Annotated in this window: 12 protein-coding genes and 9 pseudogenes; 4 read left to right on the top strand and 17 right to left on the bottom strand. The window is 69.6% G+C overall.

Features of this window, described 5'->3' with window-relative positions; genetic code table 11:
* The first annotated feature begins 1 nt into the window (after position 1).
* Positions 2–1054, top strand: coding sequence for a hypothetical protein (locus tag AV541_RS07810; RefSeq protein ID WP_060384636.1), 1053 nt, complete (start codon positions 2–4; stop codon positions 1052–1054).
* Here AV541_RS07810 and csaB read toward each other — a convergent pair.
* The 7 genes and pseudogenes from csaB to AV541_RS12560 all read right to left on the bottom strand — a co-directional run bounded on the left by csaB (position 1032) and on the right by AV541_RS12560 (position 6424).
* Complete coding sequence (csaB, locus tag AV541_RS07805) at positions 1032–2021, bottom strand: polysaccharide pyruvyl transferase CsaB (protein ID WP_008631915.1); 990 nt, start codon at positions 2019–2021, stop codon at positions 1032–1034. The genes AV541_RS07810 and csaB overlap by 23 nt on opposite strands.
* Positions 2006–3704, bottom strand: a pseudogene (locus tag AV541_RS07800) (DUF5693 family protein). Before AV541_RS07800 ends, csaB begins: the two are co-directional and overlap by 16 nt.
* Positions 3701–4338: pseudogene (gene udk, locus AV541_RS07795) on the bottom strand (uridine kinase). Before udk ends, AV541_RS07800 begins: the two co-directional pseudogenes overlap by 4 nt.
* A 52-nt stretch (positions 4339–4390) precedes the next feature.
* Positions 4391–4558 (bottom strand): hypothetical protein, encoded by a 168-nt coding sequence (locus AV541_RS12575; RefSeq protein ID WP_244880504.1) that lies wholly within the window; start codon positions 4556–4558, stop codon positions 4391–4393.
* A complete protein-coding gene (locus AV541_RS12570; RefSeq protein ID WP_244880658.1) occupies positions 4549–4806 on the bottom strand; it encodes a hypothetical protein in 258 nt (85 codons plus the stop codon). Before AV541_RS12570 ends, AV541_RS12575 begins: the two co-directional genes overlap by 10 nt.
* A 291-nt stretch (positions 4807–5097) precedes the next feature.
* Positions 5098–5519 (bottom strand): annotated as a pseudogene (locus tag AV541_RS12565) (ABC transporter ATP-binding protein); the annotation flags it as partial.
* A gap of 596 nt (positions 5520–6115) precedes the next feature.
* Positions 6116–6424, bottom strand: coding sequence for a hypothetical protein (locus AV541_RS12560; RefSeq protein WP_244880503.1), 309 nt, complete (start codon positions 6422–6424; stop codon positions 6116–6118).
* Positions 6425–6471: 47 nt separating this feature from the next.
* On the opposite strand from AV541_RS12560, the pseudogene AV541_RS07780 reads away from it, so the two are divergent.
* A pseudogene (locus tag AV541_RS07780) lies at positions 6472–7528 on the top strand (pyridoxal-phosphate-dependent aminotransferase family protein).
* On the opposite strand, the pseudogene AV541_RS07775 reads toward AV541_RS07780, so the two are convergent.
* A pseudogene (locus tag AV541_RS07775) lies at positions 7491–8020 on the bottom strand (TIGR01440 family protein). The pseudogenes AV541_RS07780 and AV541_RS07775 sit on opposite strands and share 38 nt — an antisense overlap.
* Before the next feature lie 197 nt (positions 8021–8217).
* Here AV541_RS07775 and AV541_RS12555 point away from each other — a divergent pair.
* Positions 8218–8550 (top strand): hypothetical protein, encoded by a 333-nt coding sequence (locus AV541_RS12555; protein WP_244880502.1) that lies wholly within the window; start codon positions 8218–8220, stop codon positions 8548–8550.
* A gap of 230 nt (positions 8551–8780) precedes the next feature.
* Here the strand turns inward: AV541_RS12555 and AV541_RS07765 are convergent.
* The 8 genes and pseudogenes from AV541_RS07765 to AV541_RS07735 form a co-directional block, all read right to left on the bottom strand.
* A pseudogene (locus AV541_RS07765) lies at positions 8781–9845 on the bottom strand (branched-chain amino acid ABC transporter permease).
* A gap of 1 nt (position 9846) precedes the next feature.
* Positions 9847–11699: pseudogene (locus tag AV541_RS07760) on the bottom strand (AMP-binding protein).
* A 6-nt stretch (positions 11700–11705) separates the two neighbouring features.
* Positions 11706–12455: an ABC transporter ATP-binding protein gene (locus AV541_RS07755; RefSeq protein WP_014629969.1), complete on the bottom strand. Its 750-nt coding sequence runs from the start codon at positions 12453–12455 to the stop codon at positions 11706–11708.
* 9 nt (positions 12456–12464) lie between these two features.
* A pseudogene (locus AV541_RS07750) lies at positions 12465–13240 on the bottom strand (ABC transporter ATP-binding protein).
* Entirely contained in the window at positions 13240–14115 is an 876-nt protein-coding gene (locus AV541_RS07745) for a branched-chain amino acid ABC transporter permease (protein WP_060384635.1), read from the bottom strand. Before AV541_RS07745 ends, AV541_RS07750 begins: the two are co-directional and overlap by 1 nt.
* Positions 14116–14165: 50 nt before the next feature.
* Positions 14166–15350, bottom strand: coding sequence for an ABC transporter substrate-binding protein (locus AV541_RS07740; RefSeq protein WP_008631932.1), 1185 nt, complete (start codon positions 15348–15350; stop codon positions 14166–14168).
* Between the two features lie 179 nt (positions 15351–15529).
* On the bottom strand, positions 15530–15682 hold the full coding sequence (locus tag AV541_RS11685) for a hypothetical protein (protein WP_156423371.1): 153 nt from the start codon (positions 15680–15682) through the stop codon (positions 15530–15532).
* Between the two features lie 28 nt (positions 15683–15710).
* A pseudogene (locus AV541_RS07735) lies at positions 15711–16642 on the bottom strand (NAD-dependent epimerase/dehydratase family protein).
* 48 nt (positions 16643–16690) lie between these two features.
* On the opposite strand from AV541_RS07735, the gene AV541_RS07730 reads away from it, so the two are divergent.
* Entirely contained in the window at positions 16691–16888 is a 198-nt protein-coding gene (locus AV541_RS07730) for a hypothetical protein (RefSeq protein WP_060384634.1), read from the top strand.
* Here the strand turns inward: AV541_RS07730 and AV541_RS07725 are convergent, their stop codons facing one another.
* Entirely contained in the window at positions 16889–17455 is a 567-nt protein-coding gene (locus AV541_RS07725) for a thioredoxin family protein (protein ID WP_008631938.1), read from the bottom strand.
* Between the last annotated feature and the right edge of the window lie 49 nt (positions 17456–17504).

Genomic DNA, 17504 nt, shown 5'->3' with positions numbered 1-17504 from the left:
TATGACCGCGCGGTATGTGCTCACCAGCGCCTGTATCCAGAATGGCACCATGGCCTTGACCGTATCCCTCCGCCAGCGCCTCCTCGGGCGGGAGCAGGTGCGCTTTGTGGACGAGGACGGCGAGGCCTACACGGTGGAGGTGGACTGGAAGGCCGGGGTCCTTAGGGGCCTCGGCCCCTACTACCAGAAGCGCCGCCTCTCGGCCAACGAGACCGTCCTCCTCCTCTTCCGGGGGGAGGAGGTGGAGCTTAAGGCGGCCCCGAGGCCGGGCCAGAGGTCCCCGGCCCGGGAGCGGGAGGCCAGGCCGGAGGAGACCTCCCCCCCTCCCGAGCCCCAGAAACGCCGGGTCCGGGTCGCCCCTTACCCCAAGGAGGTGCTTTTCCCCCACGAGCCCCTGGAGCCCCCGGGGGCCACGGAGGACCTCAGGAGGCTCGGCTTCCAGCTGGAGGGGGGACCGCCTTGGGTCTACCGGGCTTTTTCCGGGAGGCGGCGGCTCACCCTCGTCCTCCTCCGCCTGGGCGAGGGGGAGGTGGAGCGCCTCAGGCCCTACCGTCTCCAGGGGGCCTACACCGCCCTCCTCGCCCCGGAGTCCCAGCGGGACCGGGTTCCGGAGGGGGTGGGCTTCGTCTCCCCCGAGGCCCTGACCCGCCTCGCCCGCCTCAAGGGGCGGTTCCCCCTCACCCCCTGGGACCTGGAGGACCTCCTCAAGGAGGGCCGGGTGGACCTCGAGGCGGTGGAGGCCCTGGAGGACCGGCTGGCGGCGGAGCTTTCCGAGCGGGGGGCCTTCGCCGCCCTCCTCCTGCTCCTTGCCCGCAAGCCCCTCGGGGAGGTCTTCCTCCTCGCGGACCTCGAGGCGGAGGCCCTGGAGGAAGGCCTCGTCCCCGAGGTGGTCCGCCAGGGGGTGGAGGTCCTCGCCCAGCCGCCCTTCCTCCTCCTCAAGCGCCTCTCCCCCGGGGAGTTCTTGCTCCGCCAAAGCGTGGAGGAGGCCCTGGAGGACCTCAGGGCCTTCGCCGAGGGGCTTGCGGGCCGCCTCAGCCGCGCCCGGAGCCTTTGATGGGGACGCCCTCCCCCAGCGCCAGGTCAAAGCTTTTCCGCGCCCGCTCCTTCAGCCGGGCCACCTTCTCCCAGTCGGGGAAGCGGCCGTAAAGGGCGGCCTTGTAGAGCTTGATGGGCTCCCCGGGGAGCTCTTGGTAGTAGGCCCCCGTCTCCTTGGCGAAGGCGGCCACCTTGGGGTCGTAGGAGAGGGCGGCGAAGGGGGTGCCCGCGGCCGCGGCCAGGATTAGGCCGTGGAGGCGCATGGAGATCACGTACCCCGCCTGGGCCGCGAGGTAGAGGAGGCGGCGGGGGTCGGAGGTGCGCTCTATGCGGTGGAGGCGGAAGACCTCGGCCACCTCGTCGTCGTAGCCGGGCTGGAGGAGGAGGACGAGGACCTGCTTCCCCTCGTGGACCAGGTGGTTGGCGGCCACGTAGAGGGTCGTGAGGGCCTCCTCCCGCACCCCCGCCCGGGGGATGACGAGGACGAGGTCCTCCTCCCGCGGCACGGGGGGCGGCGGGAGGAGGAGGGCGGGGTCGGCCCCGAGGGCGGCGGGGATCCCCAGGCGCCGGGCGTACTCCAGGGAGTCCTGGTCCCTGAGGATCACCGGCACGCCCTTGAGGGCCTTTTGCACCCGCCTCTCCCCCCAGGGGGAGAGGGGGCCCAGGGACTGGTTGAAGACCACGACCCGCTTGCGGAAGAGGCGGGCGAGGCGGAGCACGGAGAGGTAGTAGGTGAGGCTTAGGGCGCTGGTGGCGTCCTGCAGAAGCCCCCCTCCTCCGAGGAGCCAGAGGTCCGCCCGGAGGAGGGCCAGGGGGTTCAGGCGGTGGTAGGCCTTGAGGCCGTGGTCCTCGCGGGTCCTTTTGGGGTCGCCGGAGAGGGCCACCACCTCGTGGCCGCGGGCCTTGAGCTCCCGGGCGATGGCCTCGAGGATCGCCTCGTCCCCGGCGTTCCTGAACCCGTAGTACCCCGCTACGCCGACCACCATGCCCTAAGCCTCCTTACCAGGATAACCCCGACAAGCCCGAGGGAAAGGCCGAGGAGGGCGCCGTTCAGCACCCGGAAGAAGGAGATGGGGAGGGGGGTGTGGTAGTGGCTGAAGGTGTTGAGGATGGAGGCGATGCCCAAGGAGGCGAGGAAGAGGAGGCCGTTTTGCACCCAGCGGGGCCAGGGGAGGAGGAGGGCCAGGGGGAAGAGGGCGTGGCCGAAGACCTCCTTGAACCGGGGGCGGACCATGACGTCCTGGAGGAGGGCCCTAAGCTTGAGCTCCAGCTCGGGGACGATGGGGGCGTCGTTGCCGCGGCGAAGGAGGGCGAGGGCCAAAAGCCCCAGGGCAAGCCCCCCAGGGCCACCTCCCCCAGGCGGACGGGGTGGAGGAAGAGGCGGGTGAGGGCCTCCTTGAAGTTTTTTTCCAGGAAGCTGTAGGCCACGAGGAGGGGGGCACGAGGAGGGTGAGGGAGACCCCCTTGAAGGGGGCGAGGCCGGCGATGGCCTCCTCCGTGGAGCCCAAGGCGGAGAGGAAGACCGCGCCCAAAAGGGCGTAGCCCAGGCTTCTCGCCCACATCCAAAGCCCGTTCCTCGGGCCCAGGAAGCCGAGGACGGGGAAGACCAGGGCGGCGAGCAAAGGCCCCGCCTGGCTCCCCGCGTAGCCCAAGGCGAAGAGGAGGAGGAGGAAGGCCACCAGGGGCCCGTACACGGGAAGCCCCAAGGCCAAAAGCCCAAGCCCCGCCAGCACCCCCACCCAGGCGGCGTACCTCAGGGGGCTTGGGGCGAGCGCCCGCGGGCTCGGCGCCCCCAAGGGGAGGCCGCTCGCCTTGAGCTCCTCCTGGAGCCTCTTTAGGAGGCGGGCGGTGTCCTCGGGGTAGGGGTAGGGCCGGAGGTAGAGGATCTGGTGGCTTCGCTCCCGGGCGGCGAGGCCGTACTTCTCCGCCGCTTCCTCGGGCTTCAGGGTGAGGAGCCACTCGTAGCGGAGGCTGAAGAGCCTGAGGATCCCCTTGTCCCGGAAGGCCCCTAGCCCCGCCTGGGGCGTGCCCTCAATGAGGGCCACGGGGACGGGGACGAGGGCCTTGGCCTCCCCGAGGCGGTAGGGGTAGCCCAGGGCCTCGAGGCCCTGGAAGACCACGGCGTCCGCCTCCTTCGGGACCAGGGGCAGGCCCGCCTCGAGGCGGCGGAGCCTGTGGTTCAGGGGCCGGACCATCACGTAGAGGCCCATGGCCTTGGCCTGACGGAGTTCTTCCAGGTTGTAGAAGGCGGGGAGGGCCTGGACGTCCACGGGAAAGCCCAGCCACTCCCCAAGCCTTTCTGAGGGCAGGTCGTAGGCCCGCTCTAGGAGGGCGAGGAGGGCCGGGTCCCCCTTCAGGTAGTGCCAGCCGGGCCTCGCGGAAAGCCCCATCTCCACGAGCTCCCGCCCTTGGCGGTAGAGGAGGACCCCTTCCCCTACCCAGTCCCGCACCAGGCGCTCGGGGAAGGCGACGCCGTTCACCCCGAGGGCCTGGTAGCGGGCGAGGGCCGCCATGAGGTCCTCGCCCCGCGCCCGCGCCTCCTCCCGCACCGCCTCCGCGTCCAGGACCAGGGCCACGGGCCCCGGGGCCTGGGCGCGGAGCCTCGGCGCGAGGGCGAAGAGGGAGGGGAGGAGGGCGAGGAAGAGGAGGAGGTGGAGGAAGGCCCTCACGCTGCCCCCATCCGGGCCAGGCGGGCGAGGGCCTTGGCCGCGAGCATCTCCAGGGCCACGGGGTTCTGGCCGCCCCTCGGCACGATCACGTCGGCGTACCGCTTGGTGGGCTCCACGAAGTGGAGGTGCATGGGCTTGACCTGCTCCAGGTACTGGGCCACCACCCCTTCCAGGCTCCTGCCCCTTTCCAGGACGTCCCGCTTGAGCCTGCGGATGAAGCGCTCGTCGGCGTCGGCGTCCACGAAGACCTTGAGGTCCATGAGGTCCCGGAGCTCCTCGGGTAGAGGGCGAGGATGCCCTCGAGGACCACCACCGGAGCAGGGAGGACCCGCTCGGTGGCTGGGCTACGCGTGTAGGCCTTGAAGTCGTAAAGGGGCATCTCCACCGCCTGCCCGGCGAGAAGGGTTCGGGCGTGCGTTAGGTAAAGGCCAAGGTCAAAGGCCTCCGGGTGGTCGTAGTTCATCCGGAGGCGTTCGGAAAAGGGCAGGTGGGAGAGGTCCCGGTAGTAATGGTCCATGGGGAGGAGGGCCACCCGTTTCCCCAGGGCTTGGGCCAAGGCCCGGGCCAGGGTGGTCTTGCCGCTGGCCGAGCCGCCGGCGATGCCGATGACGAAGGGCTTGGCAAACCCGCTCACCCCTCCATGATAAGGGGCGGGGAGGCCTCTCCCCGCCCTAGGGCCATCCAGCCTAGCGGGCCACTGCCGCCTTCTCTTGGGCGTGGCCGATGGTCTTGTCGGTTTCCAGGTCAAAGGCGTGGAGCCTTTGGGTGTCGGCGAGGAGCTCCACCTTGTCCCCGGGCTTCACGGGGGCGTGGCCGTCCACCTTGGCCACGAGGAGGGTGCCGTTCACCGCCACGTGGATCTCCGTCTCCGCCCCAGGGGCTCCACCACCTCCACCTCGCCCCGGAGGACGTTCTCCTCCTCGGGGATCGTCGTGTACCCCTTGAGGCCTAAGTGCTCGGGCCGGACGCCAAGCCACACCTCCTTCCCGGCGTAGGGCTTCAGGGCGCTTCCCAGCACGGCGTTCGCCCGGATGCGGAAGCCGGGGGCCACGAGGTAGACCTTCTCCCCCTGGACCTCCACCCCGGCGCGGACGAAGTTCATGGAGGGGCTGCCGATGAAGCCGGCCACGAAGCGGTTGGCGGGGAAGTCGTAGAGGTTCAGGGGGGTGTCCACCTGCTGGATCTCCCCGTCCTTCATGACCACGATGCGGTGCCCCAAGGTCATGGCCTCCACCTGGTCGTGGGTCACGTAGATGGTGGTCACCCCGAGGCGCCTTTGCAGCTTGGCGATCTCGGCCCGCATCTCCACGCGGAGCTTGGCGTCCAGGTTGGAGAGGGGCTCGTCCATGAGGAAGACCTTGGGTTCCCGCACGATGGCCCGCCCCATGGCCACCCGCTGGCGCTGCCCGCCCGAGAGCTCCCGGGGCTTGCGGTTGAGGAGGTGCTCAATCTTGAGGATGCGGGCGGCCTCCTTGACTCGCCGGTCAATCTCGTCCTTGGGGTAGCGTCGGAGGCGGAGCCCGAAGGCCATGTTCTCGTAGACGTTCATGTGGGGGTAGAGGGCGTAGTTCTGGAAGACCATGGCGATGTCCCGGTCCTTGGGGGGACGTCGTTCACCAGGCGGTCGCCGATGTAGATGTTGCCCTCGGAGATCTCCTCCAGCCCGGCGATCATGCGGAGGGTGGTGGTCTTGCCGCAGCCCGAGGGGCCCACGAAGACCACGAACTCCCCGTCCTCCGTTTCCAGGTTGAAGTCCTTGACCGCCACCACCTTGCCGAAGCGCTTCCACACGTGTTCCAGCCTGACCTTGGCCATGCGGTACCTCCACGCGAACCCCGCGCTTTGAGCGCCTTTGGCCCATCGGGGGTTCCCCGGCATTTTACCCGAGGTGGGGGCCTTCCCGCCACGGGGGCGGGTCCGGTTCCAGAAGAGGAGGCCCAGGTAGGCGAGGCCGAGCTCGGGCCTGACCTCCGTGGTCACGGAGAGGGCGAAGGCGTGGAAGAGGAGGCTTTCCAGGGCGTGGCGGGGGCTTTGCCGTAGGAGGTCCTTGAGGGCGGGGCCCTGCCTCAGGGCGAGGAGGGCGAGGTAGGGGAGGTAGGGCCAGGGCCCGGTGGAAAGGCCCAGGGCGGAGGCCCCGAGGCTCAGAAAGGCCAGGGCCCGGGCCGGGGGCAGGGGGTCTAGGCCCAGGGGCTTGAGCTCGCCCCAGAGGGGTTCCTCTTCCCCGGGCCAGGGGGTTTTGAGGAGGAGGAGCCTTTTTCCCTCGTGCCCGCCCAGGTAGCTCCTGGGGTCCGGGGCCACCCCCAGGGGAAGGAGGAGGGCGGGGTTTTCCCTTAGGGCCTGGAAGAGGAGGGGGTCTAGGGGAAGGCCGTCCACCAGAAACCAGGTATGGGGCCTGCCGGAGAGGAGGAAGCCTAAGGCGCGCTCCACCCGGTGGCCCCGGTGGGCCAGGATCCCGGGCCAGGCCTCGGGGGCTCCCGGAGGAGGGCTTCCCGCCAGGAGGGCTTGGCCTGAAGGGGGGTGGTGCGGAGGCGGAAGCGGGCCTCCAGGGCCTCGCCTTCCTCCAGGGCGAAGCGGGCGAGGAGGTTGCCTTGGGCCTCGTAGACCTCGAGGGGCTTGTGGGAGAGGAAGACCTCCCCCACCTCCTGCCCCGGGAGGGTTTGGGGCAGGGGGAGGAGGTACTCCCCGCTGGCGAGGGGGCGGAAGCGGAGGGCGTAGCGCACACGCCTAGGCTACCCCGTCCGGGCCCCCTTTCCGCTACACTTCTCCCATGGACTGGCTCCTCACCCCAGGACCCGTGCGCCTGCACCCCAAGGCCTTGGAGGCCCTGGCCCGGCCCCAGCTCCACCACCGCACCGAGGCCGCCCGGGAGGTGTTCCTGAAGGCGAGGGGGCTCCTGAGGCAGGCCTTCCGCACCGAGGGGGAGGTCCTGATCCTCACGGGAAGCGGCACCCTGGCCATGGAGGCCTTGGTGAAGAACCTCTTCGCCCCCGGGGAAAGGGTCTTGGTGCCGGTCTACGGCAAGTTTTCCGAGCGCTTCTACGAGATCGCCCTGGAGGCGGGGCTGGTTGTGGAGCGCCTGGACTACCCCTACGGGGACACCCCCCGCCCCGAGGACGTGGCCAAGGAGGGGTACGCGGGGCTTCTTCTGGTCCACTCGGAGACCTCCACCGGGGCCCTCGCCGACCTTCCCGCTTTGGCCCGGGCCTTCAAGGAGAAGAACCCCGAGGGCCTCGTGGGGGCGGACATGGTGACGAGCCTCCTGGTGGGGGAGGTGGCCCTCGAGGCCATGGGCGTGGACGCCGCGGCCTCGGGAAGCCAGAAGGGCCTCATGTGCCCCCCGGGCCTCGGCTTCGTGGCCCTCTCCCCCAGGGCCCTAGAGCGCCTGAAGCCCAGGGGCTACTACCTGGACCTCGCCCGGGAGCTCAAGGCCCAAAAGGAGGGGGAGAGCGCCTGGACCCCGGCCATCAACCTGGTGTTGGCGGTGGCGGCCGTCCTCGAGGAGGTCCTTCCCCGCCTGGAGGAGCACCTCGCCCTCAAGGCCTGGCAGAACGCCCTCCTCTACGGGGTGGGGGAGGAGGGGGCCTTAGGCCCGTCCCCAAGCGGTTTAGCCCCGCCGTGGCCGCCTTCTACCTGCCGGAAGGGGTGCCCTACGCCCGGGTGAAGGAGGCCTTCGCCCAAAGGGGGGCCGTCATCGCCGGGGGCAGGGGCCCTTGAAGGGCAAGGTCTTCCGCCTCTCCCTCATGGGGGCCTACGACCGCTACGAGGCCCTGGGGGTGGCCGCCATGTTCAGGGAGGTTTTGGAAGAAATTCTTCCAGCTTCTTGAGCATCTCCTCCCGCGTGTAGACCGCGCGGGCCCCGCCCACGAGCTTGGGCCTCGTCTTGGCGGCGAGGAGCACCGCCTCGCCGATCTTCCGCACGGAAAGCCTCAGGGGCACGGCCACGGGGCGGAGGTGCATGCCGATGAGGACGCCTCCGATGTCCATCCCCCCGTGGGCCTGGGCCTTGAGGGACTCCACCATGACGGGGTCTTGAAAGCGCAGGAAGGCCGCCGTGGCCAAGGCCCCCCCGCCTTGGGGTGGGGGAAGACGGTGACCTCCTCCAGGCCAAAGGCCCGGGCGGTCTCCCGCTCCACCACCAGGGCCCGGTTCAGGTGCTCGCAGGCCTGGACGGCCACGTGGACCCCCCTTTCCAGGAGGGGCGGGAGGAGGCCTTCCAGGAGGGCGTGGGCGGCCTCGAGGCTCGGCCTCGTTCCCACCCTCTCCCCCAGGACCTCGCTGGTGGAGCCCCCGAGGACGAAGAGGCTCCCGGGCCCCATGGGGAAGGCCTGGAGAAACTCTTCCACGGCCCGCTGCGCCGCGCGCCGGATGCCTTCCATGCCTCCATGGTAGCCCGAAAGGTGCCTTGGCCCCCTTTTCCCTGGGCAGGGCGGGGGTACCCTTAAGCCATCCCGACTCAAGGAAGGCCGTTCTGGGTTTCCGCTCCCGCGCCGTCAGGAAAGGTAGGGTGAGTACGGTGAAAAGGATCCTGTGGCTGCCCTTCTTGGGCCTCGCCGCCTGTTCCCAGTGGCAGGGGGCGGACGACTCCAGGTGGCTCCTGGAGCCTGCGGGCCTCTCCTGGGTGGACTGCACCCCGGGCCCCAGGGGGGAGGCCCTGGCCTACGACTTCGTCCACGAGGAGGTGGCCGGGCGAAGCTTCGCCCCGTCCCCGGACGCCTGCGGTGGGCATTCGGGGCTTCGCATGTCGGCCTTGGAGCTGGCCCAGCTTCTGGTCTACGCCCTGCACACCGAGGTCCTCCTCCCCAAGGGGGTGCGGGAGGAGATGCTCCTGCGGCTTTGGGGCTGGTAGCTGGCGGGGCAGGAGGGGCCCTACCCCGGGGACGAGGCCACGGCCCGGGTATGGCACCCCGGGGACCTCTACGCCTCGGCGGGCCCGGAGGAGCACACCTGCGTCCTCCGCTACCCCAGACAAGTGGAGGCGGTGCTCCTCATCAACTCCGACATCTACACGGCCTTGGCGGACGTGAAGCGGCCCTGCAAGCTCCTCCAGAAGGCCTACGCCAAGGCCTTGGTCGCCCCCTAGTAGGGCAGGGGCCAGGTGCGGAAGTAGTCCCGCACCCGCCCCCAAAGCCCGACCAGGCCCAGGGGCTCGAGGACCAGGAAGAGGAGGATGAGGCCGCCGAAGACCACGTTGCGCCAGGCGGCGAGCTGGGCGGCGTACTCCGGGCCCAGGGCCCCCACGAAGCTATTGAGCACCTCGGGGATGAGGAGGACGAAGAAGGCCCCCAAGACCGCCCCCAAAACCGTCCCCGCCCCGCCCACGATGACCATGGCCAGGTACTGGATGCTCACGGAGAGGGGAAAGTACTCCGGGGTCACCGCCTTGTAGAGCCCGGCGAGAAGCCCCCCCGCCACCCCGGCGTAGAAGGCGGAGAGGGCGAAGGCGAGGAGCTTGGTCCGGGTGAGGTCCACCCCGGCCACCCGGGCGGAGAGGTCGTTGTCCCGCACCGCCCGGAAGGCCCGCCCGGCGCGGGTCATGAGGAGGCGCTTGCCGTAGAAGAAGAGGGGGAGGGCGAAGAGGAGGACCAGGTACCAGAGCTTCTCCGGGGTGTCCAGGACGAGGCCCAGGACCTCGGGGGAGGAAGGGTCCGGCCCCGGATTCCCCCGTGACCGCCTCCCAGGTCTTGAAGACATAGTCCGCCAGGAACTGGAAGGCCAGGGTGGCGATGGCCAGGTACACCCCCTTGATGCGGAGGGAGGGGAGGCCGAGGAGAAGCCCCAAAAAGGCGGCGATCCCGCCCCGAGGAGGATCCCCAAGGGGGCGAGGGGGCCCGTGAGGTGGCTTGCCGCGTAGGCCCCCACCCCCATGAAGGCGGCGTGGCCTAAGGAGATCTGCCCCGCGCCCCCCACCAGGAGGTGGAGGCCCAGGGCGGAGAGGGCCCCGATGGCCACCAGGGTGGCCACGTACATGGGGTAGGGGCCGAGGAGGAGGGGCAGGAGGAGGAGCAGGAGGAGAAAGGCGTAGAGGGCGAGGCGGCCCAAGGGGGTGCTGGCGTAGGCCTCGTCCTCCCGGTAGGTCTCCCGCACCGCCCGGGCGAAGCGCAGGCTAAAGGCGTCGGTGAGGCGCTTGGAGAGGGCGAACATCTCAGACCTCCTGGACCTCGAGGGTGGCCTCCAGCCTGCCCTCCCCCTCGAGGTAGCGGATGGGCAGGGAGAGGCTCACGCGGCCGCCCTCGCCGTAGAGGGCCTGGATCACCGGGGCGTAGCGGGCCTCCACGATCTGGCGGCGCACCTTCCGGGTGCGGGTGATCTCCTCGTCGTCGGGGTGGAGCTCCTTGGGCAAAAGGGCGAAGCGCCGGATCCTGAGCTTCTCGGGAAGGGTCTGGTTCACCATGCGGATCTCCTCGGCGATCAGGGCCTGGACCTCGGGGCGCTCCGTGAGGGAGAGGTAGGTGGTGAAGGGGATGCCCCGCCTCCTCGCCCAGTTCTGGACGTTTTCCGGGTCAAGCTCTATAAGGGCGGTGACAAAGGGCCTCCCGTGGCCTAGCACCACGGCCTCCCGGATGTAGGGGGAGTACTTCAGGCGGTTTTCCAGGAACTGGGGGGCGAAGCGGGTGCCGTCCGCCAAAGCTCCCACCTCCTTCACCCGCCCGAGGATCACCAGGTGCCCCCGCTCGTCAAAGAAGCCCGCGTCCCCCGTGCGGAAGAAGCCGTCCTCGGTGAAGCTCTCCCGGGTGGCCTTCTCCTGCTTGAAGTAGCCCTGAAAGACCTGGGGGCCCCGCACCTGGATCTCCCCTTCCTCGCTGATGCGCACCTCCGTGCCCGGAAGAGGGGGGCCCACGGTCTCCGGGGGGCGTCCCCGGTGGCGTGGGCGGTGGTGGCGGCGGCGGTCTCCGACTGGCCGTAGACCTGCCGGATGTCCAGCCCCAGGGCGCGGAAGAAGGTGAAGACCTCCGGGCCCAAGGGCGCCCCCCCGGTGACGGCGATGCGGCAGGCGGCAAGCCCAAGCCTCGCCCTCAGGGGCCTGGCGATGAGGGGGTAGAAGAGGGCCCGCTTGAGGTTGAGCCAGAGCCCCACCCTTTCCCCCCTGAACTCCCGGTTCGCCCCCTCCAGAAGCGCCCCCATCCCGGTCCGGTAGAAGAAGGCCTTGACGGGGTCGGCGTCCGCCATCCGGCTTTGGATGAAGCTCGCCATCTCCTCCCAAAGCCTGGGCGGGGCCAGGAAGAAGTCGGGCTGGACCTCCTTGAGGTCCTCCTTAAGCGTGGTGGGGTCCTCGGGGAAGTGGACGGTGGAGCCCTCCACCAGGCTCTGCACCACGGTGAGCATCTGCTCCCCGATCCAGGGGAGGGGGAGGTAGCTGAAGACCCAGGCCCCCTTCTGGAAGCCCAGGGCCTGGCCCAGGGCCTCGTGCCCCGCCAAAAGGTTGCGGTGGGAGAGCATGGCCAGCTTGCTGCGCCCGGTGGTCCCGGAGGTGGGGGCCAGGAGGGCGATGTCCTCGGGGCGGCGCCGCCTCAGGGCCCCCTCCCCCACCTTGGGGTCGCCGAAGGCCTGGCTGAAGCGGCGCACCTTCCCCCGGAAGTGGCGGCTCATGCCCGCCTCCTCCCAGACCAGGACGAAGTCCACCAGGTGCAGGTGGGGGTAGACCTTGTCCAGCTGCTCCTCGTCCGAGACCACAACCCCCCGGGCCTGGGTGAACTCCAGGAAGTACCCCACCTCCTCGGGCATGGCGTCAGCGTAGATGCCCATGGGCAGGGCGCCCAGGGTCTGGGCGGCCAGCTCCGCCTCTATCCACTCGGGGGCGTTGTGGCCCAGGATGGCCAGCACCTCCCCCTCCTTGAGGCCCAAGGCGGCGAGCCCTCCCGCCAGGCCCAGGACCCGGTCCAGGAGGTCTTGCCAGGAGGTTTTCTGCCACACGCCCAGGCGCTTTGCCCTCAGGGCGGGGGCCCTGGGGCGCTCCTTCGCATGCCGGTAGAGGTGTTCCAGCAGGGTTCCTTCCATGTTGCCTCACGCCTGACCCAAATAGGCCTCCGCCACCTTGGGGTCCTGGCGCACCCCCTCGGGGGGGCCGTAGTAGAGGACCTCGCCGTAGGAGAGGACCAGGACCCGGTCGGAAAGCTCCAGGACGGCCCTAAGGTCGTGCTCCACCCAAAGGAGGGTCACCCCCCACTCCTCCCGGGCGTCCAGCAGGAAGCGGGCCAAGTCTTGCTTTTCCTCCAGGGAAAGCCCCGCCATGGGCTCGTCCAGGAGGAGGAGCTTGGGGCGGCCCGCCAGGGCCCGGGCCACCTCCACCCGCTTCTGCAGGCCGTAAGGGAGCATCCCCGCCGGGGCGTGGCGGAAGGGGGAGAGGTGGAGGTAGTCCAGGACCTCCTCCGCCCAGGCCCTTAGGCGCCACTCCCTTTCTGCCCGGGGTAGGGCCAGGGGATAAGTGGGGAGGGCCAGCTCCGCCCCCAGCTTGACGTTTTCCAAGACGCTCATCCCCCGGAAGATCTCCAGGCCCTGGAAGGTGCGCCCCAGGCCCATGCGGGCCCTTTCCTGGGGGCTTTTCCCCCGGAGGCTTTGCCCCAGGAAAAAGACCTCCCCCCTTTCGGGCTCGTAGACCCCGGAGAGGACGTTTAAGAGGGTGGTCTTTCCCGCCCCGTTGGGCCCGATCACCGCAAAGAACTCCCCCGGTTGCACCTGGAAGCTCACCCCGGTGAGGGCCTTCACCCCCTTGAAGGCGAGGTGCAGGTCTTTGGCCTCGAGGATGGCACCCATGGTTCCCCCTCACACCCACCGCTTGCGGCGGCGATAGCGCTTGGCCTGGCGGAAGCCCACCTCTTCCTTGCCCAGGTAGAACTCCAACACATCCTGGTCCTCCTGGGCAGCTTTGGCATCCCCCTCAAACACCACCCGGCCCCGCTCCAGCACGTAGACGCGGTCCACGATGGAGAGGGCGGCCCGGGCGTTTTGCTCCACCAGGAGAAGGCTCAAGCCCTTCTCCCGCCGGAGTGCGTCCAGGGTGCGCATCACCTCCTCCACCAGCTTGGGGGAAAGCCCCAGGGAGGGCTCGTCCACCACCAGCACCTTGGGGCGGGTGAGGAGGGCCATGCCCAGGAGGAGCATCTGCTGCTCCCCCCGGAGAGGTAGCCCGCTTGCTCGTGCCGCCGCTCGTAGAGGCGGGGAAAGCGGGCGAAGACCTCCTCCATGCCCGCCTTGAGCTCCTGGGGCGAGAGGCGGTGGCCGGCGGCCACCAGGTTCTCCACCGGGGTGAGGTAGCGGAAAAGGGGGCGGCCCTCCAGGACCGCTGTGAGGCCGAGGCCGGTGATGCGCACCGGGTCCAGGTGGGTCGCCTCCTGGCCCATGAGGCGCACATGCCCGTCCAGCACCCGCCCCTCAAACTTGGGCAAAAGCCCGGCCACCGCCCGCACCAAGGAGCTCTTCCCCGCCCCGTTGGGGCCCAAAAGGGCCACCGCCTCCCCGTCCCCAAGCTCCAGGGAAACCCCGTCCAGGGCCAGGATCACCCCCCGGTAGACCACCTTGAGGTTCTCCACGGAAAGCATCACACCCTCTCAATCTGGCGTTCGCCCAGGAGGCCGTAGGGCCTCACCAGGAGGACCAGGAGGACCACCACGAAGGGCAGGGCCTCGGTGAAGCCGGGCAGGAGGGGTTCTAGGTACCTCTGGGAGAGGGCCTCCAAGGCCCCCAGCAAAAACCCCGCCAAAAGGGCCCCGCCCACGGAGTCCAGTCCCCCCAGGATGGCCACGGGGAAGACCTTGAGGCCGAAAAAGACCAGGTTGTGGCCCACGCCGCTGGCCACGGCCAAAAGGGCCCCGGCCAGGGTGGCCAGGAGGGCCGAGACCCCCCAGACCCCGGCCAGGATGCGGGCGGTGGGGATGCCCAGGGCCAAAGCGGCCACCTCCCGCTCGGAGATGGCCCGCACCAGGATGCCGTAGCGGCTTCGGCGCAGGAGCCAGAGGAGGCCAAGCCCCAGGGGCAGGGCGAGGAGGAGGTTCCAGACGGCCCTGGAGGACACGAACACCTCCCCCGCCTGGAACCCCAGGTTGGGCAGGCTCCCCGAGAGGTACTTGAGGTCGGGGCCCCAGATGAGCTGTACCGCCCCGTCCAGGGCTGCGGCCAGGCCGATGGTGGCCATAATCACCGCCACCACGTTCCGTCCAAGGAGGGGGCGCACGAAGCCCCGTTCCACCAGGAGCCCAAAGAGGAAGGCCAGGGGCAGGGCGGCCAGGATGGCCAGGGGAAGGGGGAGGAAGAGGGCGAAGGTGTAGGTGAGGTAAGCCCCCACCAGGAGGAACTCCCCGATGGCGAAGTTCACCACGCTGGTGGCCCGGTAGACCAGGACAAAGCCCAGCGCCAGGAGGCCGTAAAGGGCCCCGTTGGCCAGGCCGCCGATCAGGTAGGGTAGGAAGTCCGCCATGGTGTTCCATTCCCCCGACCGGGCCAAGCCCGGCCAGGGGAAGTCCTGCTCTAGGCCAGCTTGATCCAGTCGGTGATGGCGTTGAAGCGCCTGTCCTTGACGCTCGCCCGGTAGAGCTTGGTGTAGGGGATGCGGTGGTTCACGAACTGGTAGCCCCGCACCAGGCCCAAGGCGTTGTAGTCCCCGATTTTCTCCAGGTACTCCACCACCCCCGCCCGGGTGAGCTTGCCCGCTGCCGCCGCCCGGCGCATGGCTTCGGCCACTCCCAGGGCCACGGCCAGGCTCCCCATGTAGTAGGTGGGGCGGTAGGAGGTATCCCGGCCCTTGCGCTGGCGGAACTTGCGCATCTCGTTCACTGCGGGCACCAGGGTGTCGTACCAGTAGGCGTTGTGGTAGGTGACGATGAAGCCCTCCGCCGCCGGACCGGTCCGCTGGATGAGGGCCAGCTCGGCCGAGTAGTAGGTGCCCATGAACTGGGCCTGCAGGCCCTGCTCCCGGGCGGCCCGCACGATGAGGGGCTCCACCGAGAGGGCGTACCCCTGGAGGATGACGAAGTCGGGGTTGGCCCGCCTTAGGTTCAGCACCACCGGGGTGGCGTCGGTAAAGGCGGGCGGGGTAACCTCCTCGTGCACCACCTCCATGCCCAGGGCCTTGGCCCGCTCCTTGGCGTAGGGGATGGGGTCGCGGCCGAACTCGGTGTTGGAGTAGACCAGGGCGATCTTGGCCCGCCCCTTTTGCAGGCGGACCTGGCGCAACAGGGCCTCCACCATGTCGTTGTAGGTGGGGCCGAAGACGAAGATGGTGGGGTAGGTCTTGGGGTCGGCGAGCTCGTTGGCGAAGCTGGTGGCGGAGTAGGGTAGGCCGATGCGGGCGATCTCCGGGGCCAGGGCCTTGGAGAGGCCGGTGGAGTCCCCGTAGACGAAAAGGAGCTCATCCGCCCGCTCCCGGGAGATCACCCGGTTGAAGGCGGCTGTCCCCCGGGCCACGTCGTAGCCGGTGTCCTCCACGATGAGCTCCAGCCTTCGCCCGCCGATGCCCCCTAGGACCTCGTTCACGTAGTCCACCCCGTCCACGAACCCCTCCCTTCCGGCGTTTCCCGCAAAGGCGAAGGGCCCGGTGAGGGGGAGAAGGGCGGCGAGCTTCACGGGCCTCGCCTGGGCCAAGGCGAAGCGGGAGAAGCCCATGGCCGCCAGCGAACCCACGCCAAGCCTCCTCAGAAACTCCCTGCGCTTCATGCACGCCTCCTTTCCGGTTGTGCTTGGGGCAAAAATAGCATGCCGCCTTCCTTTTGGCAAGACCGGGGGGCCCTTAAGCGCCCGCACCTTGGGCAGATACCCCACCGCGGCGAATGCGGTGGGGCCCCAAAAAGGCCTCCCCTCAGCCCTGGTTCGGGCCTCCCATGTTGCGCAACCGGTTAGCCGGCCTGGGGTTGGCGTGGCCCCGCCGGGGCCAGCACCTCAAGCCGGAGGAAGGCGCGGAGGGGGAAGCCGAAGGCCTTCAGGGCGAGGGCCACCCCGCTTCCCCCCACGGCGGCGAACCAGGCCGGATGGCGGAACCGCACGCCCACAGAGGGTGGCATACCCCTGGTGGGTATCTCAAGCGCCCCGGAAGTGGTCCACGGTGAGGCGGATGCCCTCCTGGAACCCCACCTTGGGCCGCCAGCCGTGGGCCATGAGCTTGAGGGGGGAGAGGACGCTCCTTTCCAGGTCCCCGGGGCGCGGGGGGCGGGGTTTACCTGGGGCTCCCGGCCCGCCGCCTGGGCCACGGCCAGGAGGACCTCCCTCGTGGTGTGCCCCTCCCCGGTCCCCACGTTGTAGATCCCTTCCAGGGAGAAGAGGGCGAGGGCGTGGGCCTCGGCCACGTCCCCCACGTAGACGTAGTCCCGCACGCACCCCTCGTCCCCGGGGGTCTTCCGGGCGTAGAGGGTCACGGGCAGGCCCTTGAGGACCCGCTCGGCGAAGATGGCCACCACCCCCGCCTCCCCGTGGGGGTCCTGCCTGGGGCCGTACACGTTGCCGTACCGCAGGGAGACCCACTTGAGCCCGTAGCTTTGCCCGTAGACGGAGAGGTAGTGCTCAAAGGCCGCCTTGCTCGCGGCGTAGGGGCTTTTTGGGCGGGGGGGCCAGGTCTCCTCGGCCCTTTCCCCCTCGGGCACCTCCCCGTAGATGGCCCCGCCCGTGGAGGCGAAGACGAGCTTCTCCACGCCGTACTGGCGGCAGGCCTCGAGGAGGTTAAGCCCCCCCAGGAGGTTCACCTCAAAGTCCAGGACCGGGTCCTCCACGCTCACCTTCACCGAGGCCTGGGCCGCCTGGTGGGAGACGTGGGTGGGGCGGAACTCCCGGAAGGCCCTTTCCACCCCCTCCTTGTCCCTTAGGTCCACCTGGAAGAAGGGGACGCCTTTGGGCACGTTTTCCCGCTTGCCCGTGGCCAGGTTGTCCAGGACCGCCACCTCCAGGCCCCTGGCGAGGAGGTCCTCCACGATGTGGCTTCCGATGAAACCGGCGCCGCCCGTCACCAGCACGCGCATAAAACCTCCCGGGCCGAAGCCCGGAGGCAGTATACCACCTGGGTTAGGATGGGGGGCGTGAGGTTTGTTTCCCACCTGGCGGCCCTCTTTGCCCGGGTCTTCTCCCGAAGGAGGGGGTGCCCCGTCTGCGGCCTGCCCGAGGCCTTGGCCCGGGAGGTGAAGGCCTACCGGCGGCACTGCCCCCGGGTGGCTTTCCGGGCCTGCCCCTACGACCCGAGGCGGGGCCTTTGGCGTCAGCGGCGGTGATCAGCCGATCCTGACCTCCGGCTCATTCCCCGGCTTCCACTTGATGGTGCAGCCGATGGCGGGGGCTTCCTTGAGGGGGGGCTCCTTGCCCTGGAGGAGAGCCTCTATGGCCGCCTCGAGGTCGTGGCTTTGCACCTCGTTGGGGAACTTGGGGTTGTCGTTCACCCGGCCGTGGTAGCGGAGAAGCCTTTTTTCGTCAAAGAGGAAGACCTCGGGGGTGCGCAGGGCCCGGTAGGCCTTGGCCACCTCCTGGGTTTCGTCCAGGAGGTAGGGGAAGAAGATGCCGTGCTCCTTGGCGAAGGCCACCATGCCCTCGGGGGAGTCCTCGGGGTAGCGCTCGTAGTCGTTGGGGTTGATGCCCACGAAGGCCACCTGGCCCCGGTAGCGCTCGGCCAGGGCCACCAGCTCCCGGATAGACCCCTTCACGTAGGGGCAGTGGTTGCACATGAAGACCACGGCCAAAAGGGACTCCTGGAACTGGGAAAGCCGGTAGCGGCCGCCCCTCGGGTCAGGAAGCTCGGCGTCAATCAGGGGGCTTTCCAGGGGAAGCTCCGGATACTGCAGCATACCCCCATGCTACCGGGGAGGGTCTAGGGGGGACAATAAGGAACCCTTC

The sequence above is a fragment of the Thermus parvatiensis genome (genome assembly GCF_001535545.1).
Lineage (GTDB): Bacteria > Deinococcota > Deinococci > Deinococcales > Thermaceae > Thermus > Thermus parvatiensis.
Note: the sequence above shows the minus strand (reverse complement) of the source record. Positions and strands in the feature narration are given on the sequence as shown.

Excerpts from the sequence above, each read along its gene's own strand:
- AV541_RS07810 (WP_060384636.1), top strand. The coding sequence starts at position 2 with ATGACCGCGCGGTATGTGCTCACCAGCGCCTGTATCCAGAATGGCACC.
- csaB (WP_008631915.1), bottom strand. The coding sequence starts at position 2,021 with ATGGTGGTCGGCGTAGCGGGGTACTACGGGTTCAGGAACGCCGGGGAC.
- AV541_RS12570 (WP_244880658.1), bottom strand. The coding sequence starts at position 4,806 with ATGAACTTCGTCCGCGCCGGGGTGGAGGTCCAGGGGGAGAAGGTCTAC.
- AV541_RS07755 (WP_014629969.1), bottom strand. The coding sequence starts at position 12,455 with ATGGGTGCCATCCTCGAGGCCAAAGACCTGCACCTCGCCTTCAAGGGG.
- AV541_RS07745 (WP_060384635.1), bottom strand. The coding sequence starts at position 14,115 with ATGGCGGACTTCCTACCCTACCTGATCGGCGGCCTGGCCAACGGGGCC.
- AV541_RS07740 (WP_008631932.1), bottom strand. The coding sequence starts at position 15,350 with ATGAAGCGCAGGGAGTTTCTGAGGAGGCTTGGCGTGGGTTCGCTGGCG.
- AV541_RS07730 (WP_060384634.1), top strand. The coding sequence starts at position 16,691 with ATGGGGGGCGTGAGGTTTGTTTCCCACCTGGCGGCCCTCTTTGCCCGG.
- AV541_RS07725 (WP_008631938.1), bottom strand. The coding sequence starts at position 17,455 with ATGCTGCAGTATCCGGAGCTTCCCCTGGAAAGCCCCCTGATTGACGCC.